21 protein-coding genes are annotated in these 25,709 nt (G+C 65.0%); all 21 read left to right on the top strand.

Annotation, left to right across the window (positions count from 1 at the left end; translation table 11 throughout):
• Positions 1-265 precede the first annotated feature (265 nt).
• The 21 genes from G4G71_RS21650 to G4G71_RS21550 all read left to right on the top strand — a co-directional run bounded on the left by G4G71_RS21650 (position 266) and on the right by G4G71_RS21550 (position 25,686).
• Positions 266-1,213 carry a LysR family transcriptional regulator gene (locus tag G4G71_RS21650; RefSeq protein ID WP_169940035.1) on the top strand — a complete coding sequence of 316 codons (948 nt, stop codon included), beginning with the start codon at positions 266-268 and terminating at the stop codon, positions 1,211-1,213.
• 217 nt (positions 1,214-1,430) lie between these two features.
• On the top strand, positions 1,431-2,474 hold the full coding sequence (locus G4G71_RS21645) for a TRAP transporter substrate-binding protein (RefSeq protein ID WP_169940033.1): 1,044 nt from the start codon (positions 1,431-1,433) through the stop codon (positions 2,472-2,474).
• 45 nt (positions 2,475-2,519) lie between these two features.
• Positions 2,520-3,158: a TRAP transporter small permease gene (locus tag G4G71_RS21640; protein ID WP_169940031.1), complete on the top strand. Its 639-nt coding sequence runs from the start codon at positions 2,520-2,522 to the stop codon at positions 3,156-3,158.
• The gene (dctM, locus tag G4G71_RS21635; protein ID WP_037016050.1) at positions 3,155-4,435 is read left to right on the top strand and encodes a C4-dicarboxylate TRAP transporter large permease protein DctM; all 1,281 of its coding nucleotides are present in this window, start codon (positions 3,155-3,157) and stop codon (positions 4,433-4,435) included. The genes G4G71_RS21640 and dctM overlap by 4 nt, the downstream gene beginning before the upstream one ends.
• 150 nt (positions 4,436-4,585) lie before the next feature.
• A complete protein-coding gene (acs, locus tag G4G71_RS21630; RefSeq protein ID WP_169940029.1) occupies positions 4,586-6,541 on the top strand; it encodes an acetate--CoA ligase in 1,956 nt (651 codons plus the stop codon).
• A 571-nt stretch (positions 6,542-7,112) separates the two neighbouring features.
• Positions 7,113-7,892: an ABC transporter substrate-binding protein gene (locus tag G4G71_RS21625; protein WP_169940027.1), complete on the top strand. Its 780-nt coding sequence runs from the start codon at positions 7,113-7,115 to the stop codon at positions 7,890-7,892.
• A 140-nt stretch (positions 7,893-8,032) separates the two neighbouring features.
• Positions 8,033-8,722 carry an ABC transporter permease gene (locus G4G71_RS21620; RefSeq protein ID WP_054907238.1) on the top strand — a complete coding sequence of 230 codons (690 nt, stop codon included), beginning with the start codon at positions 8,033-8,035 and terminating at the stop codon, positions 8,720-8,722.
• Positions 8,723-8,738: 16 nt separating this feature from the next.
• On the top strand, positions 8,739-9,437 hold the full coding sequence (locus G4G71_RS21615; RefSeq protein ID WP_169940025.1) for an ABC transporter permease: 699 nt from the start codon (positions 8,739-8,741) through the stop codon (positions 9,435-9,437).
• A gap of 10 nt (positions 9,438-9,447) precedes the next feature.
• Positions 9,448-10,560 (top strand): succinylglutamate desuccinylase/aspartoacylase family protein, encoded by a 1,113-nt coding sequence (locus G4G71_RS21610; protein ID WP_169940023.1) that lies wholly within the window; start codon positions 9,448-9,450, stop codon positions 10,558-10,560.
• Between the two features lie 17 nt (positions 10,561-10,577).
• On the top strand, positions 10,578-11,342 hold the full coding sequence (gene aotP, locus G4G71_RS21605; RefSeq protein ID WP_024766334.1) for an arginine/ornithine transport ATP-binding protein AotP: 765 nt from the start codon (positions 10,578-10,580) through the stop codon (positions 11,340-11,342).
• A gap of 37 nt (positions 11,343-11,379) precedes the next feature.
• Positions 11,380-12,363 (top strand): transcriptional regulator ArgR, encoded by a 984-nt coding sequence (argR, locus tag G4G71_RS21600; RefSeq protein ID WP_169940021.1) that lies wholly within the window; start codon positions 11,380-11,382, stop codon positions 12,361-12,363.
• Positions 12,364-12,705: 342 nt separating this feature from the next.
• Positions 12,706-13,926, top strand: coding sequence for an aspartate aminotransferase family protein (locus G4G71_RS21595; protein ID WP_169940019.1), 1,221 nt, complete (start codon positions 12,706-12,708; stop codon positions 13,924-13,926).
• Positions 13,927-14,078: 152 nt separating this feature from the next.
• On the top strand, positions 14,079-15,095 hold the full coding sequence (aruF, locus tag G4G71_RS21590) for an arginine/ornithine succinyltransferase subunit alpha (protein WP_169940017.1): 1,017 nt from the start codon (positions 14,079-14,081) through the stop codon (positions 15,093-15,095).
• 11 nt (positions 15,096-15,106) lie between these two features.
• Positions 15,107-16,126 (top strand): arginine N-succinyltransferase, encoded by a 1,020-nt coding sequence (astA, locus tag G4G71_RS21585; protein WP_169940015.1) that lies wholly within the window; start codon positions 15,107-15,109, stop codon positions 16,124-16,126.
• Between the two features lie 25 nt (positions 16,127-16,151).
• Positions 16,152-17,618 (top strand): succinylglutamate-semialdehyde dehydrogenase, encoded by a 1,467-nt coding sequence (gene astD, locus G4G71_RS21580; RefSeq protein WP_169940013.1) that lies wholly within the window; start codon positions 16,152-16,154, stop codon positions 17,616-17,618.
• Entirely contained in the window at positions 17,618-18,964 is a 1,347-nt protein-coding gene (gene astB / locus G4G71_RS21575) for an N-succinylarginine dihydrolase (RefSeq protein WP_169940011.1), read from the top strand. The genes astD and astB overlap by 1 nt, the downstream gene beginning before the upstream one ends.
• 9 nt (positions 18,965-18,973) lie before the next feature.
• Positions 18,974-19,255, top strand: a complete 282-nt coding sequence (locus tag G4G71_RS21570; RefSeq protein ID WP_054907334.1) for a hypothetical protein — start codon at positions 18,974-18,976, stop codon at positions 19,253-19,255.
• A 50-nt stretch (positions 19,256-19,305) separates the two neighbouring features.
• Complete coding sequence (gene astE / locus G4G71_RS21565) at positions 19,306-20,298, top strand: succinylglutamate desuccinylase (protein ID WP_169940009.1); 993 nt, start codon at positions 19,306-19,308, stop codon at positions 20,296-20,298.
• 300 nt (positions 20,299-20,598) lie between these two features.
• Positions 20,599-21,603, top strand: coding sequence for a low-specificity L-threonine aldolase (gene ltaE, locus G4G71_RS21560; protein WP_169940007.1), 1,005 nt, complete (start codon positions 20,599-20,601; stop codon positions 21,601-21,603).
• A 121-nt stretch (positions 21,604-21,724) separates the two neighbouring features.
• Positions 21,725-24,349 carry an alanine--tRNA ligase gene (gene alaS / locus G4G71_RS21555; protein ID WP_169940005.1) on the top strand — a complete coding sequence of 875 codons (2,625 nt, stop codon included), beginning with the start codon at positions 21,725-21,727 and terminating at the stop codon, positions 24,347-24,349.
• Between the two features lie 101 nt (positions 24,350-24,450).
• Positions 24,451-25,686, top strand: coding sequence for an aspartate kinase (locus tag G4G71_RS21550; protein WP_169940003.1), 1,236 nt, complete (start codon positions 24,451-24,453; stop codon positions 25,684-25,686).
• The last annotated feature ends 23 nt before the right edge of the window (positions 25,687-25,709 follow it).

Genomic DNA, 25,709 nt, shown 5'->3' with positions numbered 1-25,709 from the left:
GGCACGTTGCACGAAAGGCGGAGCACGGGTGCGAATCCTGGGGTGTCGCGGTAGACCGCGTTGGGGACGGCGATTCTAGAAGTGCGCCGGGGGGCAGGATAAGCTGACGGTTGGATGAATTATTGTTGCCTGAAAGGACAATAATCCCGTCGCGACAGGTATGCGACAATTCGCCGCCTGTCATGAATCTGTAACAAGGCGTTGCTCGTTCGAGCGCCGTTGCAGAGGCGCCCGCCGTGGCGTGGACAGGCTCTCAGGAGAAATGATGGACCTGCTGCACAACATGCGTGCTTTTGTCTGTGTCGCCGAGACCGGCAGCTTTACCGCCGCCGCCCAGCGCATGGACCTCACCACCGCGTACGTCTCGCGGACGGTGGCCAAACTCGAAGCGCACCTGCGTACCCGCCTGCTGCACCGTACTACCCGCAGAATCGCCCTCACCGAAGCTGGCCAGCGCTACCTGCAGCGCTGCCAGCAGATACTTGGCTATATCGAGGAAGCCGAGGCCGAGGCCGGTGACGCCCACGCCCGCCCCCACGGCAAGGTGAAGGTGCATGCCATGACCGGCATCGGCCAGCACTACCTGATCCGCGCGATCTCGCAGTACTGCGAGATCTACCCGGAGGTCACCTTCGACCTGACCCTGGCCAACCGCATCACCGATATCCTCGACGAGGGCTACGACATCTCCGTGGTCATCGCCCAGGAGCTGCCGGACTCGGGCTTCGTCTCCAAGCGCATCGGCAAGACCTACAGCGTGCTCTGTGCTTCGCCCGAGTACGTGGCGCGCCACGGAATGCCGAAGAAGCTCGCGGAGCTGACCGATCATCGCTGCCTGCGCCTGGTGAACTCGGTCATGTCCCTGGACAAGTGGCTGTTCGACGGCCCCGACGGCCAGGAAATGGTCGGCATCAACCACAGCCACTTCCAGGTCAACACCGCCGACGCGATGACCGAGGCGGTGCGCGCCGGCATGGGCATCGGCGCGCTGCCGGTGTACTCCGCCGTGCAGGGACTCAAGGACGGCAGCCTGGTCCGCGTGCTGCCCGACTACAGCCTGTTCCACCTCAATGTCTATGCGCTGTACCCGTCGCGCCAGTACCTCGACGCGAAAATTCGCACCTGGGTGGAGTTCCTCCGTGACTGCGTGCCCGGCATGCTCGAAGAACACGAGCGGATGATGCTCGGGTACCGCACGCAGGCCCCCGGCTGACGCGCCATCCCACAGCCTTGAGCCGCTGATCCTTTCCGCGCCCGGCCCCTGCCGGGCGTTTATTTTTTGTATCTGGCGTTCCGTTTTTTCGAACGCGGCTTTGGGAAAAGGTGAATTCTCCGAACGCCAACATTTGCGTCAGTCTCCCTGCGAGCCTGCCGCCAGGCTCACCTCGCAAGCACAAGAACAAATTGAGGGTGAGGCGATGTTTGGATCGATGTTTGGATCGAGGCTCGGATCGACAGGGCGGGCGTTGCTCGCCGTCCTGGCGTTGGCCTGCGCTACTGCCACACAGGCTGCCGATGAACTGCAGGCTGCCAATGATCCGACCGTTCATGAACCGATAGTGATCAAGTTCGCCCACGTGGTCGCGGAGAACACGCCCAAGGGGCAGGGCGCGCTGATGTTCAAGCGCCTGGCCGAAGAGCGCCTGCCCGGCCGGGTGCGCGTGGAGGTCTACCCGAACTCCTCGCTGTTCGGCGACGGCAAGGAGATGGAAGCGCTGCTGCTGGGGGACGTGCAGATGCTTGCGCCGTCCCTGGCCAAGTTCGAGCAGTACACCAAGAAGGTGCAGATCTTCGACCTGCCGTTCCTCTTCGACGACATCCAGGCCGTCGACAACTTCCAGCGCAGCCCGCAGGGCCAGAGCCTGCTGACCAGCATGCAGGGCAAGGGCATCCTCGGCCTGGCCTACTGGCACAACGGGATGAAGCAGCTGTCGGCGAACCGCCTGTTGCTGGAGCCGGGCGATGCCCGTGGGCTGAAGTTCCGCGTGCAGGCATCGGATGTGCTCAACGAGCAGTTCCGCACGCTGCGCGCCATCTCTCGCAAGATGTCCTTCGCCGAGGTCTACCAGGGCCTGCAGACCGGCGTGGTGAATGGCACCGAGAACACCTGGTCGAACTACGAGAGCCAGAAGGTCAACGAGGTGCAGAAGTACTTCACCGAGTCCAACCACGGGCTGGTGGACTACATGGTGATCACCAATGCGAAGTTCTGGAACGGCCTGCCGCCGGACATCCGCTCGGAGCTGCAGAAGATCATGGCCGAGGTCACCGTGCAGGTGAACCTCGAAGCCGAGCGCCTGAACCGTGACGCCCGCCAGCGCATCCTCGCCAGCGGCGGCAGCGAGATCCATCCGCTCACCGCGCAGCAGCGCGCCGACTGGCGCGAGGCGATGCAGCCGGTGTGGCAGAAATTCCGCGACAACGTCGGCGCCGAATTCCTCCAGGCCGCCGAAGCCTCCAACCGCCCCCATTGATCCGTCCGGCCCCGCCGGTTGGTGGGGCTTTGTGGAGTGCCTTGTATGAATCGACTCGTGCGCGTCTGGAACCACTTCGAGGAGGGCGCCATCGCCTTCCTGCTGGCGGCCATGACGCTGGTGACCTTCGTCTACGTGGTGATGACCAACGTCTTCACCCTGTTCTATGACCTGGGTGATCGCCTGCCCGCCGTGCAGGCACCGTTCTACGCCATCGGTGACGCGATCCTCGGCGTCGCCCAGGACATGTCCTGGAGCAACGCGCTGACCAAGGCGCTGTTCGGCTGGCTGATCTTCTTCGGCATCGCTTACGGCGTGCGTACCGCCGGCCACCTGGGCGTGGACGCGCTGGTGAAGCTGGCGCCGCGCCCGGTGCAACGCTTCATCGGTGTGCTCGCCTGCCTCTGCTGCCTGGGCTACGCCGGGCTGTTCATGGTCGCCAGCTTCGACTGGGTGAAGACTTTGTTCATCGCCGGCATCGGCGCCGAAGACCTCGACCACTTCGGCATCCTCCAGGCCTACATCGCGGTGATCGTGCCCATCGGCTTCGGCCTGGTGCTCCTGCGTTACCTGGAAATCCTCGTCAACCTGTTGCGCGGCCGCCAGCTCGGCCTGGGCCTCGCCGATGAGGCCGCGGAGGCCTCGAAACTGGCAGGCGAAGAAGCCGCGGAGAACCGTCCATGACCGTGATGATGCTGTTCCTCCTGCTGTTCGTCTTCATGTTCATCGGCGTGCCCATCGCCATTTCCCTGGGGCTTTCCGGCGCACTGACGATCCTGCTGTTCAGCCCGGACTCGGTGCGCTCGCTGGCGATCAAGCTGTTCGAGACCTCCGAGGCCTACACGCTGCTGGCGATCCCGTTCTTCCTGCTCTCCGGCGCGTTCATGACCACCGGTGGCGTGGCGCGCCGGCTGATCGATTTCGCCAACGCCTGCGTCGGCCACATCCGTGGCGGCCTGGCGATTGCCGCGGTGCTGGCGTGCATGCTGTTCGCTGCGTTGTCTGGTTCGTCGCCGGCAACGGTGGCGGCGGTGGGCTCGATTGCGGTGGCTGGGATGGTGCGTTCGGGCTACCCGCGCGAGTTCGGTGCCGGGATCATCTGTAACGCCGGGACCCTGGGCATCCTGATCCCTCCGTCGATTGTCATGGTGGTGTACTCCGCCGCTACCGAGACTTCGGTGGGCAAGCTGTTCGTCGCTGGCGTGGTGCCGGGCCTGCTGCTGGGCGTGATCCTGATGGTGGTGATCTACATCGTCGCGCGGGTGAAGAATCTCCCGGCACAGCCGCGCGCAAGCCTGCGCGAATGGCTGTCCGCTGCACGCCGTGCCGGCTGGGGATTGCTGCTGCTGGTGATTATCCTCGGCGGCATCTACTCCGGGCTGTTCACGCCCACCGAGGCGGCGGCGGTGGCGGCGGTCTACTCGGCCTTCGTCGCGCTGTTCGTCTACAAGGACATGCGCCTGCGCGATTGCCCCAAGGTGCTGGTGGAGTCGGGGCGGCTGAGCATCATGCTGATGTTCATCATCGCCAACGCCATGCTCTTCGCCCACGTGCTGACCACCGAGCAGATTCCCCAGCAGATCACCGAGTGGGTGATGCAGGAAGGGCTGACGCCGATCGGCTTCCTGCTGATGGTCAATATCGTGCTGCTGGTGGCCGGCAGCTTCATGGAGCCTTCGGCCATCGTGCTGATCCTGGCGCCGATCTTCTTCCCCATCGCCATGCGGCTGGGGATCGACCCGATCCACCTGGGGATCGTCATGGTGGTGAACATGGAGATCGGCCTGGTGCACCCGCCGGTGGGGCTCAACCTGTTCGTCACCTCCGCGGTCACCGGCCTGCCGCTGGGCTCGACCATCCGCGCGGCGCTGCCGTGGCTGATGATCCTGCTGCTGTTCCTGATCCTGGTGACCTACGTGCCCTACATCTCGTTGGCGCTGCCCCACGCGCTTGGCATGTGACAGGTTGTCGCGGCCCCATGGCAGTAAGGCTGATGGGGCCCATCACTACGACTAAGGATTGGTAAGACCATGGTCGAATGGCCCGGGGAAGGGTGTCGCCGTTACAACTTAGGGCAACAAAAACAACACTCTTCACCGAGGTAAAACGCCATGACAGCGGCATCCGTGTACCCCGTGCGTCCCGAAGTGGCCGCGACCACTCTGACCGACGAGGCCACCTACAAGAAGCTGTACCAGCAGTCGGTGGTCAACCCCGACGGCTTCTGGCGCGAACAGGCCCAGCGCATCGACTGGATCAAGCCGTTCACCAAGGTCAAGCAGACCTCTTTCGATGACCACCACGTGGACATCAAGTGGTTTGCCGACGGCACCCTGAACCTCTCCTACAATTGCCTCGACCGCCACCTGGCCGAGCGCGGCGAGCAGCTCGCCATCATCTGGGAAGGCGACGATCCTTCCGAGCACAAGGAAATCACCTACCGCGAACTGCACGAGCAGGTTTGCAAGTTCGCCAACGCCCTGCGTGGCCAGGACGTGCACCGTGGCGACGTGGTGACCATCTACATGCCGATGATCCCGGAAGCCGTGGTCGCCATGCTGGCCTGCGCCCGCATCGGCGCGATCCACTCCGTGGTGTTCGGCGGCTTCTCCCCCGAAGCCCTGGCCGGCCGCATCATCGACTGCCGCTCCAAAGTCGTGATCACGGCTGACGAAGGCCTGCGTGGTGGCAAGAAGACCCCGCTCAAGGCCAACGTCGACGACGCGCTGACCAACCCGGAAACCAACAGCGTGCAGAAGATCATCGTCTGCAAGCGCACCGGCTCGAACATCAAGTGGAACCAGCACCGCGACGTGTGGTTCGAGGACCTGATGAAGGTCGCAGGTTCCACCTGCGCACCGAAGGAAATGGGCGCCGAGGACCCGCTGTTCATCCTCTACACCTCCGGCTCCACCGGCAAACCCAAGGGCGTGCTGCACACCACCGGCGGCTACCTGGTCTACGCCTCGCTGACCCACGAGCGCGTGTTCGACTACCGCCCGGGCGAAGTCTTCTGGTGCACCGCCGACATCGGCTGGGTCACCGGCCACACCTACGTCGTCTACGGCCCGCTGGCCAATGGTGCGACCACTGTGCTGTTCGAGGGCGTGCCGAACTACCCGGATATCTCCCGCGTCGCCAAGATCGTCGACAAGCACAAGGTCAACATCCTATACACCGCGCCTACCGCCATCCGCGCCATGATGGCCGAAGGCAAGGCCGCGGTCGAAGGCGCCGACGGTTCCAGCCTGCGCCTGCTGGGTTCGGTGGGCGAGCCGATCAACCCGGAAGCCTGGCAGTGGTACTACGAGACTGTCGGCCAGTCGCGCTGCCCGATCGTCGACACCTGGTGGCAGACCGAGACCGGCGCCTGCCTGATGACCCCGCTGCCGGGCGCCCACGGCCTGAAGCCGGGCTCCGCCGCCAAACCGTTCTTCGGCGTGGTACCGGCGCTGGTGGATAACCTGGGCAACATCCTGGAAGGGGCCACCGAGGGCAACCTGGTGATCCTGGATTCCTGGCCGGGCCAGGCGCGTACCCTGTACGGCGACCACGATCGCTACGTGGACACCTACTTCAAGACCTTCAAGGGCATGTACTTCACCGGCGACGGCGCCCGTCGCGACGAGGACGGCTACTACTGGATCACCGGTCGCGTGGATGACGTGCTCAACGTCTCCGGCCACCGCATGGGTACCGCCGAGATCGAGAGCGCCCTGGTGGCCCACCCGAAAGTGGCCGAGGCCGCGGTGGTTGGCGTGCCGCACGACATCAAGGGGCAGGGCATCTATGTCTACGTCACCCTGAATGCCGGTGAGGAAACCAACGAGCAACTGCGTCAGGAGCTGCGTGCCTGGGTGCGCAAGGAAATCGGCCCGATCGCCACTCCGGACGTGATCCAGTGGGCGCCTGGTCTGCCGAAGACCCGCTCGGGCAAGATCATGCGCCGCATCCTGCGCAAGATCGCCACGGCCGAGTACGACACCCTGGGTGACATCTCCACCCTGGCCGACCCGGGTGTGGTACAGCACCTGATCGACACGCACCAGGCCATGCGCGCGGCCTGATCTGCCAGCCGATGAAAACGCCCCGCTTGCCGGGGCGTTTTCATTTCTGCGTTTTGGCTTTTCGTAGGAGCGAGCTTGCTCGCGAAAGCATGACGCCGAGCCAATCCGGTTCGCGAGCAAGCTCGCTCCTACAGTGTGCTTCCTGCCCACCGGTAACATTTTCCTGCGACAAAATGAGGCGCCAGGAAACAATTCGCACAGCTTCGGTGCGACTTTTCTGTCTGTGTGGAATGAGTCAATATCGCGCACCCTGCGCAGAACCTGGGGTTGGATATTTGTGGCCCAATTTCTGCAGGTAAATTGGGTTTTACTACTCGCTTTCAGATCACGTAAAATTCGCGCCGTCAAGCCGCCGGGGCTCTGTCTCCGGCGCTTCTATAATTACTTGTCGCATTGAAGAAATAACCGCTCCGGGGCTGTCGCTAGAATGCCGCTCACCCCGGTAGGCGCGCTTTTCACAAGAATCGCGCCGGCAATGCGCAGACGAACAATAACCTTCACTTCTGCACGGGCAGCCTGGGCCAACCCCTTTCTCCTGCCAATCGAAGTCCTACCCTCGAAGGAGTTACTGATGAAGAAGTTTGCACTTCTCGGTGCGCTGGCCCTGTCCGCGCTTTCCCTGGTTGCCCACGCTGACGACAAGCCGGTCCGCATCGGCATCGAAGCCGGTTATCCGCCTTTCTCCTTCAAGACTCCCGACGGCAAGCTCGCCGGTTTCGACGTGGATATCGGCAACGCCCTGTGCGAAGAGATGAAGGTCAAGTGCACCTGGGTCGAGCAGGAATTCGATGGCCTGATCCCGGCGCTGAAGGTTCGCAAGATCGACGCCATTCTCTCGTCCATGACCATCACCGACGAGCGCAAGAAGTCCGTCGACTTCACCAACAAGTACTACCACACCCCCGCGCGCTTCGTGATGAAGGAAGGCGTGACCCTGAACGACCCGCTGGTCGACCTGAAGGGCAAGAAGGTCGGCGTGCTGCGCGCTTCGACCCATGACCGTTACGCCACCGACGTCCTGGCGCCGGCCGGCATCGAAGTCGTGCGCTACAACTCCCAGAACGAAGCCAACATGGACCTGGTCTCCGGCCGCATCGACGCGACCATGGCCGATTCGGTCAACCTCGACGACGGTTTCCTGAAAACCGACGCCGGCAAGGGCTACGCCTTCGTAGGTCCGGAATACAACGATCCGAAGTACTTCGGTGGTGGCGCCGGCATCGCCGTGCGCAAGGGCGATACCGCCCTGACCGAGAAATTCAACGCGGCCATCGCCGGCATCCGTGCCAACGGCAAGTACAAGGAAGTACAGGACAAGTACTTCAAGTTCGACGTCTACGGCGAGAACTGATCCACGTCCAGAAGTGGCGCAAACCCAGGCCCGGTCCTGAAGTTTGTGCCACTTTTTTATTGGGGGCGATCCGTCAGGTGGCGGGTGCCCTGCAGCGTCCGTGTGGTTGCGGGCGGCTTCCGGTCTAGAGGTGCGAAACTATGTTCAATGGCTACGGAGCCACCATCGTCGATGGTGCCTGGCTGACGCTTCAGCTGTCCCTGCTGTCGATGGCCCTGGCAATCGCGTTGGGCCTGCTCGGCGCGGCCATCCGCCTGTCGCCGGTGAAGTGGCTGGCCTGGTGCGGCGACCTCTATTCCACCGTGATCCGCGGCGTGCCGGACCTGGTGCTGATCCTGCTGATCTTCTACGGCGGCCAGGCGGCGGTGAACTGGGTCGCGCCGATGGTCGGATATGACGACTACATCGATCTCAACCCGTTCGCCTCGGGCGTCGGCACCCTGGGCTTCATCTTCGGTGCCTACCTGTCCGAAACCTTCCGTGGCGCCTTCATGGCCATCCCGAAAGGGCAGGGCGAGGCCGGCTTCGCCTATGGCATGAGCCCGCTGCAGGTGTTCTTCCGCATCCAGGTGCCGCAGATGATCCGCCTGGCCATTCCGGGCTTCACCAACAACTGGCTGGTGCTGGTCAAGGCCACCGCGCTGATCTCCGTGGTCGGCCTGCAGGACATGATGTTCAAGGCCAAGCAGGCCTCGGACGCCACCCGCGAACCCTTCACCTATTTCCTTGCCGTGGCAGCGCTGTACCTGGTGGTCACCAGCGTTTCCCTGGTGCTGCTGCGCATGCTCGAACGCCGCTATTCGGTCGGCGTGAAAGTCGCCGAGCTTTGAGTCAGGGAGCCTGCATATGATCTTCGACTTTTCCGTCATCTGGGACAGCCTGCCGCTCTACTTCAGCGGCCTGCTGGTGACCCTCAAGCTGCTGGCCATCTCCCTGTTCTTCGGCCTGCTCGCGGCGGTGCCGCTGGCGCTGATGCGCTGTTCGAAGAACCCGGCGGTGAACCTGCCCGCCTGGCTCTACACCTACGTGATCCGCGGCACTCCGATGCTGGTGCAGCTGTTCCTCATCTACTACGGCTTGGCGCAGTTCGCCGTGGTGCGCGAAAGCTTCCTCTGGCCGTGGCTGTCCAACGCCACCTTCTGCGCCTGCGCCGCGTTCGCCATCAACACCAGCGCCTACACCGCCGAGATCCTCGCTGGCAGCATCCGCGCCACGCCCCATGGCGAGATCGAAGCGGCCAAGGCCATGGGCATGTCGCGCCTGAAGATGTACCGCCGCATCCTGCTGCCCTCGGCTCTGCGCCGCGCGCTGCCGCAGTACAGCAACGAAGTGATCATGATGCTGCAGACCACCAGCCTGGCGTCCATCGTCACCCTGGTGGATATCACCGGCGCCGCGCGCACCGTGTACTCGCAGTACTACCTGCCGTTCGAGGCGTTCATTACCGCCGGCATCTTCTACCTGATCATGACCTTCATCCTGGTGCGCCTGTTCAAGCTGGCCGAGCGCCGCTGGCTGGCCTATCTCGCGCCGCGCAAGCACTGAGGAAACGACTGTGGAACGTATCGATCATCTGCTGCCGTGGAGCAGCCTGGGCAGCGAACGTCGCCTGAGCGTATTCCGCTACGGCAAGGGCCCGCGCAAGGTCTATATCCAGTCCAGCCTGCACGCCGACGAGCTGCCGGGCATGCGCACCGCCTGGGAGCTCAAACAGCGCCTGGCCGACCTCGAGTCGCGCGGGCAACTGAACTGCGTCGTCGAACTGGTGCCGGTGGCCAACCCCATCGGCCTGGGCCAGACCCTGCAGGCCAGCCACCTGGGCCGTTTCGAGTTCGGTAGCGGGAAGAACTTCAACCGCGATTTCGTCGAGCTGAGCGCTCTGGTTGCCGAGCGTGTCGGCGAAAACCTGGGTGCTGACGAAGCCGCCAACGTCGAGCTGATCCGCCAGGCCATGCGCGACGGCCTCGATGCTCTGCCGCCGGCCTTGTCCGAGCTGCAGGGCATGCAGCGCATCCTGCTGCGCCACGCCTGCGATGCGGAGGTCGTACTCGACCTGCACTGCGACTTCGACGCCGCCATCCATGTCTATGCGATCCCGCAGCACTGGCCGCGCTGGAAGTCCCTGGCCGCTCGCCTGAAGGCGGGCGTGGCGCTGCTCGCCGAAGACTCCGGCGGTAGTTCCTTTGATGAATCCTGCTCGCTGCCCTGGCTGCGCCTGGCGCAAGCATTCCCGCAGGCAGCGATTCCGCTGGCGTGCCTGGCGACTACCGTCGAGCTGGGCGGCGTGGGTGATACCCGTGTCGACCAGGCGCAGGACAATTGCGAAGCCATCCTCGGCTTCCTGGCCGAGCAGGGTCTGATCGCTGGCGACTGGCCGGCGGCGCCGGCCGAGTGCTGCGAAGGCATGCCGTTCGAAGGCACCGAATACCTCTACGCGCCCCACGTCGGTGTCGTGAGCTACCTGCGCAAGGCGGGGGAGTGGGTAGAGAAGGGCGATCCGCTGTTCGAAGTGGTCGACCCGCTGAACGACAAGGTCAGCACCGTACGCGCCGGGACCTCCGGCGTGCTGTTTGCCATCGAGCGTGGGCGCTATGCCCAGCCAGGGCTTTGGCTGGCCAAGGTGGCCGGGCGTGAGCCGTTCCGCAAGGGCCGGCTGATCAACGACTGAATTCGAGAACCGACACCATGTACAAACTTGAAATCCAGGACCTGCACAAGCGCTACGGAACCCACGAGGTGCTCAAGGGCGTCTCCATGGCGGCCAAGGCAGGCGACGTGATCAGCATCATCGGCTCGTCCGGCTCGGGCAAGAGCACCTTCCTGCGCTGCATCAACCTGCTGGAGCAGCCCCACGCCGGCAAGATCCTGCTCAACGGCGAAGAGCTCAAACTCACCCCGAACAAGGACGGTGCGCTCAAGGCCGCCGATGCCAAGCAGCTGCAGCGCATGCGCTCGCGCCTGTCGATGGTGTTCCAGCACTTCAACCTGTGGTCGCACATGAGCGCCCTGGAGAACGTCATCGAAGCGCCGGTCCATGTGCTCGGCGTGTCGAAGAAAGAGGCGCTGGAGAAGGCCGAGCACTACCTGGCGAAAGTCGGCGTGGCGCACCGCAAGGACGCCTATCCCGCGCACATGTCCGGCGGCGAGCAGCAGCGCGTGGCGATTGCCCGTGCGCTGGCGGTCGAGCCGGAAGTGATGCTGTTCGACGAGCCGACCTCGGCGCTCGACCCTGAGCTGGTCGGCGAAGTGCTGAAGGTCATGCAGGACCTGGCGCAGGAAGGCCGCACCATGGTGGTGGTGACCCACGAGATGGGCTTCGCCCGCGAGGTCTCCAACCAGCTGGTGTTCCTGCACAAAGGGCTGGTGGAAGAGACGGGCTGCCCGAGGGAAGTCCTAGCCAATCCGCAATCGGAACGCCTCAAGCAGTTCCTTTCCGGCAGCTTGAAGTAAGCTGTCTGTCATTCGCACCGTTGGGTGAACCTGCCGCATGACCGCACAACGCATCGGATTCCTGCTCTGGCCGCACACGCGGGCGCTGACCCTCGCGCTGGCCGAGGAGGCCCTGCGGGTCGCCCGCCGGCTGCACCCTGAAGCGCTCTACGAACCGGTGTTCATGAGCGCCGAGCCGGTGGCCGAAGCGGGCGGCTGGCGGCTGCCGGGGCAGTCCTGGAACGGTGTGCTGGAACAGTGCCAGCGTATCTTCCTGGTCGCCGACGAGATTCCCCAGACGGTCTCCGCGCCGCTGGGCGCCGTGCTCAAGCAGCTGTCGCGCAGTGGCGTGAGCATTGGCGCGCTGTCCGCCGGCATCTACCCGCTGGCGCAGCTCGGCCTGCTCGATGGTTACCGTGCCGCTGTGCACTGGCGCTGGCACGACGACTTCACCGAGCGTTATCCCAAGGTCATCGCCACCAACCACCTGTTCGAGTGGGATCGCGACCGCCTCAGCGCCTGCGGCGGCATGGCGGTGCTCGACCTGCTGCTGGCCGTGCTGTCTCGAGACCATGGCGCGGAACTGGCTGGCGCGGTATCGGAAGAGCTGGTGGTGGAGCGCATCCGCGAAGGCTCCGAACGCCAGCGCATCCCGCTGAAGAACCGCCTCGGCTCCAGCCACCCGAAGCTCACCCAGGCGGTGCTGCTGATGGAGGCGAACATCGAGGAGCCGCTGACCACCGACGAGATCGCCCAGCACGTGTGCGTCTCGCGCCGCCAGCTGGAGCGCATCTTCAAGCAATACCTGACCCGCGTGCCGAGCCAGTACTACCTGGAACTGCGCCTGAACCGCGCGCGGCAGATGCTCATGCAGACCAGCAAGTCGATCATCCAGATCGGTCTGTCCTGCGGCTTCTCCAGCGGCCCGCACTTCTCCAGCGCCTACCGCAACTTCTTCGGCGTGACCCCGCGCGAAGACCGCAACCAGCGCCGTGGCCAGGGCGTCGCCGAAGCCGCCCCGGTCGCCGCCGAGCGCGGCTGATCTTCCTGCTCTTTGTAGGAGCGAGCTTGCTCGCGAACCGCCTGACGCCGATGTGGCCGGTAAGAGCGTTCGCGAGCAAGCTCGCTCCTACATGAAAAGCCGCTCCCGTCTTATTCCCGTTTCGCTCGTTTGCCGAGCGAACAAATTCCACGCACCTTGGTACCCGCAGCAGTTCGCAGGCCTTACACTGCGCCTTCCCGACGCTTTCTGTCGCATTTCCGTAAGCCTCGGCAATTCGCGGGTTGGCGCTATAACAAGTTGTCGCATGGCGGCAATGACGGCCCGCTGATCGTCCCTACAATCCATTCATCGATAGCCGCCTCACCAGGCAGGAGAACACCGATGTCCGCTCCGCAAGCTCAGGTCCAACGCTCCGACTTCGACCAGGTCATGGTTCCCAACTATTCGCCGGCTGCCTTCATTCCGGTGCGTGGCGAAGGCTCGCGAGTCTGGGATCAGAGCGGCCGAGAGCTGGTGGACTTCGCGGGCGGCATCGCGGTGAGCTCGCTGGGCCACACCCACCCGGCGCTGATGCAGGCGCTGACCGAGCAGGCCGGCAAGATCTGGCACGTCTCCAACGTCTTCACCAACGAGCCGGCCCTGCGCCTGGCCAAGAAGCTGATCGACGCCACCTTCGCCGAGCGCGTGTTCTTCGCCAACTCCGGCGCCGAGGCCAACGAGGCCGCGCTGAAGCTGGCGCGCCGCTACGCCCATGACGTCCATGGCCCCGAGAAGTACGAGATCATCTCGATGGTCAACAGCTTCCACGGCCGCACCCTGTTCACCGTCAACGTCGGCGGCCAGGCCAAGTATTCCGATGGTTTCGGCCCGAAGGTCGAAGGCATTACCCACATTCCGTTCAACGACCTGGAAGCCCTCAAGGCAGCCATCTCCGACAAGACCTGCGCCGTGATCATCGAACCGGTGCAGGGCGAGAGCGGCGTGCTGCCGGCCGACCAGGCCTACCTGGAAGGCGTGCGCAAGCTGTGCGACGAGAACAACGCGCTGCTGATCTTCGATGAAGTGCAGAGCGGCTTCGGTCGTATCGGCTACCTCTACGCCCACCAGTACTACGGCGTGAACCCGGACATCCTCTCCAGCGCCAAGGGCCTGGGCGGCGGCTTCCCGATCGGCGCCATGCTGACCACCGCGAAGATCGCCGAGCATCTGGTCGTCGGCACCCACGGCACCACCTACGGCGGCAACCCGCTGGCGTGCGCGGTCGCTGGCGCCGCCTTCGACGTGATCAACACCCCGGAAGTGCTCGAAGGCGTGAAGGCCAAGCACGAGCGCTTCAAGGTCCGCCTGGAGAAGATCGCCGCCGAGTACGGCATCTTCACCCAGGTGCGCGGCATGGGCATGCTGATCGGTGCTGTGCTCAACGACGCCTTCAAGGGCAAGGCCAAGGACGTACTCAATGCCGCCGAGAAGGAAGGCGTGATGGTCCTGCAGGCCGGCCCGGACGTGGTGCGCTTCGCGCCCAGCCTGGTGATTCCGGACGCCGACATCGACGAAGGCCTGGATCGCCTCGAGCGCGCCATCGCCAAGCTGACCCGCGGCTGATACCCCGGCTACGCTGAATCGGCGGGGCCAGCGCCTCGCCGTTTAGCCGGCCGGATTGTCCCGGCCGGTGCTTTCGAATGCCCTGATGAGTGCGGCACAGGTCGTGTCGCGCCTGCCAATCACGAATTTTGTCTGGTTAGAGGAGTGACGCCATGCTGGTGATGCGCCCCGCCCAAGTGGCCGACCTGCAGCAAGTGCAGCGTCTCGCCGCGGACAGCCCGGTCGGCGTCACGTCGCTGCCGGACGACGCGGAACGCCTGCGCGAGAAGATTCTTGCCTCGGAGGCCTCGTTCGCCGCCGAAGTGAGCTTCAACGGTGAAGAGAGCTATTTCTTCGTGCTCGAGGACACCGACACCGGCCGCCTGGTCGGCTGCTCGGCCATCGTCGCCTCGGCCGGTTTCTCCGAACCGTTCTACAGCTTCCGCAACGAGACCTTCGTGCACGCTTCCCGCGAGCTGAAGATCCACAACAAGATCCACGTCCTGTCGCTGTGCCACGACCTCACCGGCAACAGCCTGCTGACCAGCTTCTACGTCGAGCGTGATCTGGTGAATACGCCGATCGCCGAGCTCAACTCCCGTGGCCGCCTGCTGTTCATGGCCAGCCACCCGGAGCGCTTCGCCGACGCGGTGGTGGTGGAGATCGTCGGCTACAGCGACGAGCAGGGCCAGTCGCCGTTCTGGAACGCCATCGGGCGCAACTTCTTCGATCTCGACTACACCGAGGCCGAGAAGCTCTCGGGGCTGAAGAGCCGCACCTTCCTCGCCGAACTGATGCCGCACTACCCGATCTACGTGCCGCTGCTGCCGGATGATGCGCAGGAGGCCATGGGCCAGGTGCACCCGCGTGCGCAGATCACCTTCGACATCCTGATGCGCGACGGCTTCGAGTCCGACAACTACGTCGACATCTTCGATGGCGGCCCGGCGCTGCACGCGCGCACCTCGGGCATCCGCTCCATCGCCCAGAGCCGTCAGGTGCCGGTGCGCATCGGCGAGGGCGGCAAGGGCAATCGCGGTTACCTGGTGACCAACGGCCAGTTGCAGGATTTCCGCGCCATCGTCGTCGAACTCGATTGGGTACCGGGCAAGCCCGTGACTCTGAACCAGCAAGCCGCCGAAGCCCTGGGCATCGGCGAGGGCGCCAGCGTGCGCCTGGTTGCGATCTGAGGGGAGAGAGCATGATCGTCCGTCCCGTAACCAGCGCCGACCTGCCGGCTCTTTTCGATCTGGCGCGCAGCACCGGCACCGGCCTGACCACACTGCCGGCCAACGAGCAGCGACTGCAGCATCGCGTGAACTGGGCCGAGAAGGCCTTCCGCGGCGAAGCCGAGCGCGCCGACGCCGATTACCTGTTCGTGCTGGAGAACGACGAAGGCAAGGTCGTCGGCATCTCTGCCGTGGCCGGCGCAGTCGGCCTGCGCGAGCCCTGGTACAACTACCGCGTCGGTCTGACCGTCAGCGCTTCGCAAGAGCTGGGTATCCACCGCGAGATTCCGACGCTGTTCCTGGCCAACGACCTCACCGGGCAGTCCGAGTTGTGCTCGCTGTTCCTGCAGGCCGACCACCGCTCCGGCCTGAACGGTCGTCTGCTGTCCAAGGCACGCTTCCTGTTCATCGCTGAGTTCCGCGAGTTGTTCGGCGACAAGGTGATCGCCGAGATGCGCGGCATGTCCGACGCGGCTGGCCGTTCGCCGTTCTGGGAAAGCCTGGGCCGGCACTTCTTCAAGATGGAGTTCAGCCAGGCCGACTACCTGACCGGCGTGGGCAACAAGGCCTTCATCGCCGAGCTGATGCCCAAGTTCCCGCTCTACAGCTGCTTCCTCTCCGAGGATGCGCGCGAGGTGATCGGCCGCGTCCACCCGGACACCGAGCCGGCGCTGGCCATGCTCAAGGCGGAGGGTTTCAGCTACCAGGGCTACGTCGACATCTTCGACGCCGGCCCGGCCATCGAGGCGCCGACCGAGAAGATCCGCGCCATCGCCGACAGCCAGAACCTGGTGCTGGCCATCGGCACGCCGGGCGATGACGCCGAGCCCTTCCTGATCCACAACCGCAAGCGCGAGGAGTGCCGCATCACCGCCGCACCCGCGCGCCTGGCCGCTGGTTCGCTGGTGGTCGATGCGCAGACCGCCAAGCGCCTGCGCCTGTCCGCCGGGGCTTCGGTCCGCGCGGTGCCCCTCTCCGGAAAACGCAACTGACGCCGCCCGGCGTCAGGGGAGCCTGATGATGAATACCCACTACATTGCCGGCCAGTGGCTGGCAGGCGAAGGCGAGCCGCTGGAATCGCTCTGCCCGGTCAGCCAGGCCGTGGTCTGGTCCGGCCGTGCTGCCTCCGAGCAGCAGGTCGCCGCCGCCGTTGCCGCCGCGCGAGATGCCTTCCCTGCCTGGGCGCGCCGCCCGGTGGAAGAGCGCATCGCCGTGCTGGAGCGCTTCGCTGCTGCGCTGAAAGGCCGTTCCGAGGAACTGGCCCGCGCCATCGGCGAGGAAACCGGCAAGCCGCTGTGGGAAGCCGCCACCGAAGTGACCAGCATGGTCAACAAGGTCGCCATCTCGGTCCAGGCCTTCCGTGAACGCACCGGTGAGAAGAGCGGCCCGCTGGCCGACGCCACCGCCGTGCTGCGCCACAAGCCCCACGGCGTGGTGGCCGTGTTCGGCCCGTACAACTTCCCCGGCCACCTGCCCAACGGCCACATCGTGCCGGCGCTGCTGGCGGGCAACGCCGTGGTGTTCAAGCCCAGCGAGCTGACTCCGAAGGTCGCCGAGCTGACCCTGCAGGCCTGGATCGAGGCGGGCATTCCCGCCGGTGTGATCAACCTGGTCCAGGGCGCCCGCGATACCGGCGTGGCGCTGGCAAGCAACGACGACATCGACGGCCTGTTTTTCACCGGCTCCAGCCGTACCGGCAACCTGCTGCACAGCCAGTTCGGCGGCCGCCCGCAGAAGATCCTCGCGCTGGAAATGGGCGGCAACAACCCGCTGGTGGTCGACGAAGTGAAAGACGTCGACGCCGCCGTCTACACCATCATCCAGTCCGTCTTCATTTCCGCCGGCCAGCGCTGCACCTGCGCCCGCCGCCTGCTGGTACCGCAGGGTGCCTGGGGCGACGCGCTGTTGGAGCGCCTGGTGGCCGTGGCCTCGACCATCAAGGTGGGCCGCTTCGACGAGCAGCCGGCGCCCTTCATGGGTTCGGTGATTTCCCTCGCCGCCGCCGAGCATCTGATCAAGGCCCAGGACAATCTGCTGGCCAAGGGCGCCAAGCCGTTGCTGGCGATGACCCAGCCGTTGGCTACTGCTGCGTTGCTGACCCCCGGCATTCTCGATGTGACTGCCGTGGCCGAGCGCCCGGACGAAGAGTTCTTCGGCCCGCTGCTGCAGGTGATCCGCTACGCCGACTTCGACGCCGCCGTGCGCGAAGCTAACGCCACCCAGTACGGTCTGGCTGCCGGCTTGCTGTCGGACTCGCGCGAACGCTATGAGGACTTCCTCATCGAGAGCCGCGCCGGCATCGTCAACTGGAACAAGCAGCTGACCGGCGCCGCCAGCAGCGCGCCGTTCGGCGGGATCGGTGCCTCCGGTAACCATCGCCCGAGCGCCTACTACGCAGCCGACTACTGCGCGTATCCGGTCGCCTCGCTGGAGAGCGACAGCCTGAGCCTGCCTGCAACCCTGACTCCGGGAGTGAGCCTGTGATGACCGCCTATGAAATGAACTTTGACGGCCTGGTCGGACCGACGCACAACTACGGCGGCCTGTCCTACGGCAACGTGGCGTCGCAGAGCAACAGCCAGGCCGCATCCAACCCGCGTGAAGCGGCGAAGCAGGGCCTGTCGAAGATGAAGGCGCTGATGGAGCTGGGCTTCAAACAGGGTGTATTCGCCCCGCAAGAGCGCCCGGCCGTCGCCTCGCTGCGCGCCCTGGGCTTCTCTGGCACTGATGCCGAAGTCATCGCCAAGGCTGCCAAGGAGGCCATGCCGCTGCTGGCCGCAGTCAGCTCGGCGTCCTGCATGTGGACCGCAAACGCCGCCACCGTCAGCCCCAGTGCCGACACCGCCGATGGCCGCGTGCACTTCACCGCGGCCAACCTGAACTGCAAGTTCCACCGCTCCATCGAGCATCCGCAGACCAGCCGCATCCTCGCGGCGATGTTCAACGACGAGCAGCGCTTCGCCCACCACGCCGCCTTGCCGGCGGTTGCCCAGTTCGGTGACGAGGGCGCGGCCAACCACACGCGCTTCTGCAAGTCCTACGGCGAAGCCGGCGTGGAGTTCTTCGTGTTCGGCCGCAGTGCCTTCGACAGCCGCTTCCCGGCGCCGCAGCGCTACCCGGCGCGGCAGACACTGGAAGCCTGCCAGGCGGTCGCCCGCCTGCACGGCCTGAGCGATGACGGCGTGGTCTACGCCCAGCAGAACCCGGCAGTGATCGACCAGGGCGTGTTCCATAACGATGTGATTGCCGTGGGCAACGGCGAAGTACTGTTCCACCACGAAGACGCCTTCCTCGATACCGAGCGCGTCCTCGCCGAACTGCACGACAAGCTGGGTCGCCGTGGCGGCCGCTTCCGCGCCGTGTGCGTGCCGCGCGACCAGGTCACGGTCGAGGACGCGGTGAAGTCCTACCTGTTCAACAGCCAGCTGCTCACCCGCGCCGACGGCAATATGCTGCTGATCGTCCCGGAGGAGTGCCGCAAGAACGAGCGCGTGTGGAATTACCTGTCGCGCCTGACCGCCGAGGACGGCCCGATCCGCGAGGTGAAGGTGTTCGACCTCAAGCAGAGCATGCAGAACGGCGGCGGCCCCGCCTGCCTGCGCCTGCGCGTGGCGCTGAACGACACCGAACTGGCGGCGGTCAATCCCGGCGTGATCATGACCCCGACCCTGCACGACACCCTGGTTACCTGGGGCGACAAGCACTACCGCGATCGCCTGGCCGAGTCCGACCTGGCCGACCCGCAACTGTTGGTCGAGTGCCGGACGGCGTTGGATGAATTGACTCAGATCCTTAAACTGGGCTCGGTTTATCCCTTCCAGCTGAACTGAGTGAATGACATGACCGAAAGCCTCCCGCTGATTCTTGAAGACAACAAGGGCGAACGCCGCGAGACCCACACCGCGCGCCTGGCCATTCGCCTGGAAGGGCGCGAGCTGTGGCTGGAGGCCGACGGCAAGGGCGGCCTGGTGATCTACGCCGACTCCCATGAGGACGACGCCGAGATCCCGCTGCTGGTGGTGCGCCCGCAGGCGGTGAACCAGTTGGGCCTGAGCCTGGAGCTGGAAGCCGCCGAAGTCCACGAACATGGTCCAGACTGTGGATGTGACCACCACCACTGACCGCGGAGTCCACGGCCGGCCAGGCCGCAGGACATGATGGAGGCGTCCGCATGCTAGCCCTGGGCAAACTGCTCGAACTGACCCTCGCCGGCCGTGAGCCGACGGAAAAGATTCAGCTCACCGCAGACGGCACCCGTTTGCACTGGCTGGCCGAAGGCGCTCTTGAAATCACTCCGCCGATAGCGCGGGACAATGGCCGCGACCTGCTGCTCTCGGCCGGTATCCATGGCAACGAGACCGCGCCCATCGAGCTGCTCGACCGCCTGGTGCACCGCATCGCCCGCGGCGAGCTGAAGCCGGCGGCGCGGGTGCTGTTCCTGCTCGGCAACCCCGAGGCCATGCGCCGTGGCGAGCGTTACCTGGAGCAGGACATCAACCGCCTGTTCTGCGGTCGCCATGAAGAGGGCAGCGGCAACGAGGCCCTGCGCGCAGCCGAGCTCGAGCGCCTGGCCGCCGCGTTCTTCGCCCGCGAAGGCCGCCCGCGCCTGCACTACGACCTGCACACCGCGATCCGCGGCTCGAAGATCGAGCAGTTCGCGCTCTATCCCTGGGCCAGCGGCCGCGAACATTCCCGCGAGGAGCTGGCGCGCCTGCGCAGCGCCGGCATCGACGCTGTGCTGCTGCAGAGCAAGCCGGGCATCACCTTCAGCGCCTACACCTACAGCCACCTGGGCGCCGAGGCCTTTACCCTGGAGCTGGGCAAGGCGCGGCCGTTCGGGCAGAACCAGGCGGTGAACCTGGATCGCCTGGAAGCCATGCTCGAAGGCGTAATCAGCGGCCAGGAGGCAGACGGTGCGCAGCTCGACGGTCTGCAGCTGTTCGCCGTTTCCCGCGAAGTGATCAAGCACAGCGACCACTTCCGCCTGCACCTGGACGACGCGGTGGACAACTTCACCGAGCTGGACCACGGCTTCCTGTTGGCCGAGGACATCGGTGGCACCCGCTGGATCGTGGAGGAGCAGGGCGCACGGATCATCTTCCCCAACCCACGGGTGAAGAACGGCCTGCGCGCCGGCATTCTGGTGGTCCCCACCGAGCTCTGATTTGCCATTCTTCCCGGCTGGCTTCGCGGTTTCCCTTCACGCCGAACGGCTCCCTCTCCCTTCGGAGCGGGGCGCGTAGCCAGGGCTGGGGAGAGGGGAGCGGGCTACGGGGATACTTCGGCGTAGACTTGGCACCATTCCCCCTCCCTAACCCTCCCCCTGAAGGGAGAGGGGACCATCCGGCGTGGCTGCAGGTGATGCTGCTCGCCGGCGAGGCTCTATTAATAATCCACGCCTTGTTCCTCTGCCTCCAAGCCCTTAGCATCGGCCCTTTCTGCCTGATGCCCGAGGAGCCTTGCCATGTCTATCATCGACCTTCGCAGCGACACCGTGACCCTGCCTACCGCCGGCATGCGCGAGGCGATGGCGCGGGCCGAGCTGGGCGATGACGTCTACGGCGAAGACCCGACGGTGAACCGCCTGGAAGCGACCCTGGCCGAGCGCCTGGGATTCGCTGCCGCGCTGTTCGTCCCCACCGGCACCATGAGCAACCTGCTCGGCCTGATGGCCCATTGCGGCCGCGGCGACGAGTACATCGTCGGCCAGCAGGCGCACACCTATAAATATGAAGGCGGCGGCGCCGCGGTACTGGGCTCCATTCAGCCGCAGCCCATCGAGGGCGAAGCCGATGGTTCGCTGGATCTGGCCAAGGTCGAGGCAGCGATCAAGCAGGACGATTTCCACTTCGCTCGCACCCGCCTGCTGGCGCTGGAAAACACCATGCAGGGCAAGGTCCTGCCGCTGACCTACCTGGCGGCTGCGCGGGAAATGACCCGCCGTCGCGGCCTGGCGCTGCACCTGGACGGCGCGCGCCTGTACAACGCGGCGGTGAAACTGGGCGTGGACGCCCGCGAGATCACCCGCCACTTCGATTCCGTTTCGGTCTGCCTGTCCAAGGGCCTTGGTGCGCCGGTGGGCTCGGTGCTCTGCGGCGATGCCGAGCTGATCGGCCGCGCACGCCGCCTGCGCAAGATGGTCGGCGGTGGCATGCGCCAGGCCGGCGGCTTGGCAGCGGCAGCGCTCTATGCGCTGGACCATCAGGTCGAGCGCCTGGCCGATGACCATGCCAACGCCGAAGCGCTGGGCCGTGGCCTTGCTGAACTGGGCTACCGCATCGAGCCGGTACAGACCAACATGGTCTACGTCGGCATTGGCGAGCAGGCCGGTGCGCTGGGCGAGCACCTGGCCGAGCGCGGCATCCGCGTCAGCCCGGCGGCGCGCCTGCGCCTGGTCACCCACCTTGACGTGAAAAGCGCGGATATTCCTCGTATCGTCGAAGCATTCGCCGCCTTTCGTCGTTCCTGACAGAAATTATTGCGCGATAGGGGTTAACTATCGCGCAAAGACACTACAACCTTGATGCGGGGCCGATATAATGCGGCCCTTTGCCGGCGATTCGTGGCCGCATTTTTCCGTGGAAGAACCTATGAAAAGCGCTGAAATCCGTGAAGCCTTCCTCCGCTTCTTCGAAGAGAAGGGGCACACCCGCGTAGCGTCCAGTTCGCTGATCCCCGCGAACGACCCGACCCTGCTGTTCACCAACGCAGGCATGAACCAGTTCAAGGACTGCTTCCTGGGCCTGGAAAAGCGCGCCTACACCCGCGCCACCACCAGCCAGAAGTGCGTGCGTGCCGGCGGCAAGCACAACGACCTGGAAAACGTCGGCTACACCGCGCGCCACCACACCTTCTTCGAAATGCTGGGCAACTTCAGCTTCGGCGACTATTTCAAGCGCGATGCCATTACCTATGCCTGGGAATTCCTCACCTCGGACAAGTGGCTGAACCTGCCCAAGGACAAACTCTGGGTCACCGTCTACGCCACCGATGACGAGGCCTACGACATCTGGACCAAGGAAGTCGGCATTCCGGCCGAGCGCATGGTCCGTATCGGCGACAACAAGGGCGCGCCGTACGCCTCCGATAACTTCTGGGCGATGGGCGACACCGGTCCGTGCGGCCCGTGCACCGAGATCTTCTTCGACCACGGCGCCGACATCTGGGGCGGCCCGCCCGGCTCGCCGGAAGAAGACGGCGACCGCTACATCGAGATCTGGAACAACGTCTTCATGCAGTTCAACCGCACCGCAGACGGCGTGATGCACGCGCTGCCGGCGCCGAGCGTGGACACCGGCATGGGCCTTGAGCGCATCAGCGCCGTGCTGCAGCATGTCCACTCGAACTACGAGATCGACCTGTTCCAGAGCCTGCTGAAGGCGTCGGCCGACGCCATCGGTTGCGCCAACGACGATGCTCCGTCGCTCAAAGTGGTCGCCGACCACATCCGTTCCTGCGGCTTCCTGATCGCCGACGGTGTGCTGCCGTCCAACGAAGGTCGCGGCTACGTGCTGCGCCGCATCATCCGTCGCGCCTGCCGTCACGGTAACAAGCTGGGCGCCAAGGGCACCTTCTTCCACAAGATCGTGGCCGCGCTGGTCGGTGAGATGGGCGAGGCCTTCCCCGAGCTCAAGCAGCAGCAGGCGCACATCGAGCGCGTGCTGAAGACCGAGGAAGAGCAGTTCGCCAAGACCCTGGAGCAGGGCCTGAAGATCCTCGAGCAGGACCTCTCCGAGCTCAAGGGCAGCGTCATCCCCGGCAACGTGGTGTTCAAGCTGTACGACACCTACGGCTTCCCGGTGGACCTGACCAACGACATCGCCCGCGAGCGCAGCCTGACCCTCGACGAGGAAGGCTTCGAGCGCGAGATGGAGGCCCAGCGCGAGCGTGCCCGCTCCGCCAGCGCCTTCGGCATGGACTACAACAGCCTGGTGAAAGTGGATGGCGACACCCGCTTCCTCGGCTACCAGGGCGTTTCCGGCGCTGGCCAGATCGTCGCCCTGTTCAAGGATGGCAAGGCCGTCGAGCAACTGAACGAAGGGGAAGAGGGCGTCGTCGTCCTCGACCAGACTCCGTTCTACGCCGAGTCCGGCGGCCAGGTCGGTGACAGCGGCTACCTGCAGGGTGCCGGCGTGCGCTTCGACGTACGCGACACCACCAAGGCCGGCGGCGCGCACCTGCACCTCGGTGTAGTTGCCCAGGGCAGCCTGAGCGTTGGCGCGGCTGTCAAAGCCGAAGTCGACGCCTCCGTGCGCCAGGCCACTGCGCTGAACCACTCCGCTACCCACCTGCTGCACGCCGCGCTGCGCCAGGTGCTGGGCGATCACGTCCAGCAGAAAGGCTCGCTGGTCGACAGCCAGCGCCTGCGCTTCGACTTCAGCCACTTCGAGGCGATCAAGCCCGAGCAACTGAAGCAGCTGGAAGACATCGTCAACACCGAGATCCGCAAGAACTCCGAGGTCGAGACCGAAGAGACCGACATCGAATCCGCCAAGAACAAAGGCGCCATGGCGCTGTTCGGCGAGAAGTACGGTGATCAGGTGCGCGTGCTGAGCATGGGCGGCAGCTTCTCCGTCGAACTGTGCGGCGGCACACACGTCTCCCGCACCGGCGACATCGGCCTGTTCAAGATCACCAGCGAAGGCGGTGTGGCCTCCGGCGTGCGCCGTATCGAAGCGGTCACCGGCGCTGCTGCGCTGGCTTACCTCAATGGTGCCGAAGAGCAACTCAAGGAAGCGGCCGGTCTGATCAAGGGCAGCCGCGACAACCTGCTGGACAAGCTGTCCGGCCTGATCGAGCGCAACCGTCAGCTGGAGAAGGAACTGGAGCAGCTCAAGGCCAAGGCCGCCAGCGCAGCCGGCGACGACCTGGCGGGCTCCGCCGTGGAAGTTGGCGCCGTGAAGGTGCTGTCCTCGCGTCTCGACGGCCTCGATGGCAAGGCGCTGCTGGCGCTGGTCGACCAACTGAAGAACAAGCTGGGCAGCGGTGTGATCCTGCTGGGCGGCGTGTTCGAAGAGAAGGTCGTGCTGGTCGCCGGCGTGACCCAGGATCTGACCGCCAAGCTCAAGGCCGGCGATCTGATGAAGCAGGCCGCTGCGGCCGTGGGCGGGAAGGGCGGTGGTCGCCCGGACATGGCCCAGGGCGGTGGCGTGGATGCCGGCAAGCTGGACGAAGCTCTGGCGCTGGCAGTGACATTTGTCGAACAGGGCCTCTAAAGGCCTTGAAATACGGGGCCCGCAGCGCGTCCGGCGGGCCTTGGCAGCATGCGGTGATGCATGTTTAATGGGCGCCCTTCAGGAATCAGGCGGCTTTTGAAATGGCTTTGATCGTACAGAAGTTTGGAGGGACCTCCGTCGGCACCGTCGAGAGAATCGAACAGGTAGCCGAGAAGGTGAAGAAATTCCGTGAAGCGGGTGACGACATCGTCGTGGTGGTGTCCGCCATGAGCGGTGAGACCAACCGCCTGATTGGTCTGGCCAAACAGATCATGGACCAGCCGATCCCGCGCGAGCTGGACGTCATGGTCTCCACCGGCGAGCAGGTGACCATCGCCCTGCTGAGCATGGCGCTGATGAAGCGCGGTGTGCCGGCGGTGTCCTACACCGGTAACCAGGTTCGTATCCTGACCGATAGTTCCCACACCAAGGCGCGTATCCTGAGCATCGACGATGCGAACATTCGCGCAGATCTGAAGGCTGGCCGCGTGGTCGTGGTCGCCGGCTTCCAGGGTGTGGACGAGCACGGCAATATCACTACCCTCGGCCGTGGCGGCTCCGACACCACGGGCGTGGCCCTGGCGGCGGCGCTGAAGGCAGATGAGTGCCAGATCTACACCGACGTCGATGGCGTCTACACCACCGACCCGCGCGTCGTGCCGCAGGCGCGCCGCCTGGACAAGATCACCTTCGAAGAGATGCTGGAAATGGCCAGCCTCGGTTCCAAGGTGCTGCAGATCCGTTCGGTGGAATTCGCCGGCAAGTACAACGTCCCGCTGCGCGTGCTGCACAGCTTCCAGGAGGGTCCGGGCACCCTCATTACCCTTGATGAAGAGGAATCCATGGAACAGCCGATCATCTCCGGCATCGCCTTCAACCGCGACGAAGCCAAGCTGACCATCCGTGGCGTACCGGATACCCCCGGCGTTGCTTTCAAGATTCTCGGCCCGATCAGTGCCGCCAATGTAGAAGTCGACATGATCGTGCAGAACGTTTCGCACGATAACACCACCGACTTCACCTTCACCGTGCACCGCAACGACTACCAGGCCGCCCTGGAAATCCTCAAGCAGACCGCCACCAGCATCGGTGCGCGCGAAGCCACCGGCGACACCAACATCGCCAAGGTTTCCATCGTCGGCGTCGGCATGCGCTCCCACGCCGGTGTCGCCAGTCGCATGTTCGAGGCCCTGGCCAAGGAGACCATCAACATCCAGATGATCTCCACCTCGGAAATCAAGGTTTCCGTGGTTATTGAAGAGAAGTACCTCGAGTTGGCGGTCCGTGCCCTGCACACCGCTTTCGAACTCGACGCCCCGGCCCGACAGGGCGAGTAAGGCGAGAACTACCGAAAGGCGCG

The organism is Pseudomonas multiresinivorans (genome assembly GCF_012971725.1).
In the GTDB taxonomy this organism is placed as follows: Bacteria; Pseudomonadota; Gammaproteobacteria; order Pseudomonadales; family Pseudomonadaceae; genus Pseudomonas; species Pseudomonas multiresinivorans.
Note: the sequence above shows the minus strand (reverse complement) of the source record. Positions and strands in the feature narration are given on the sequence as shown.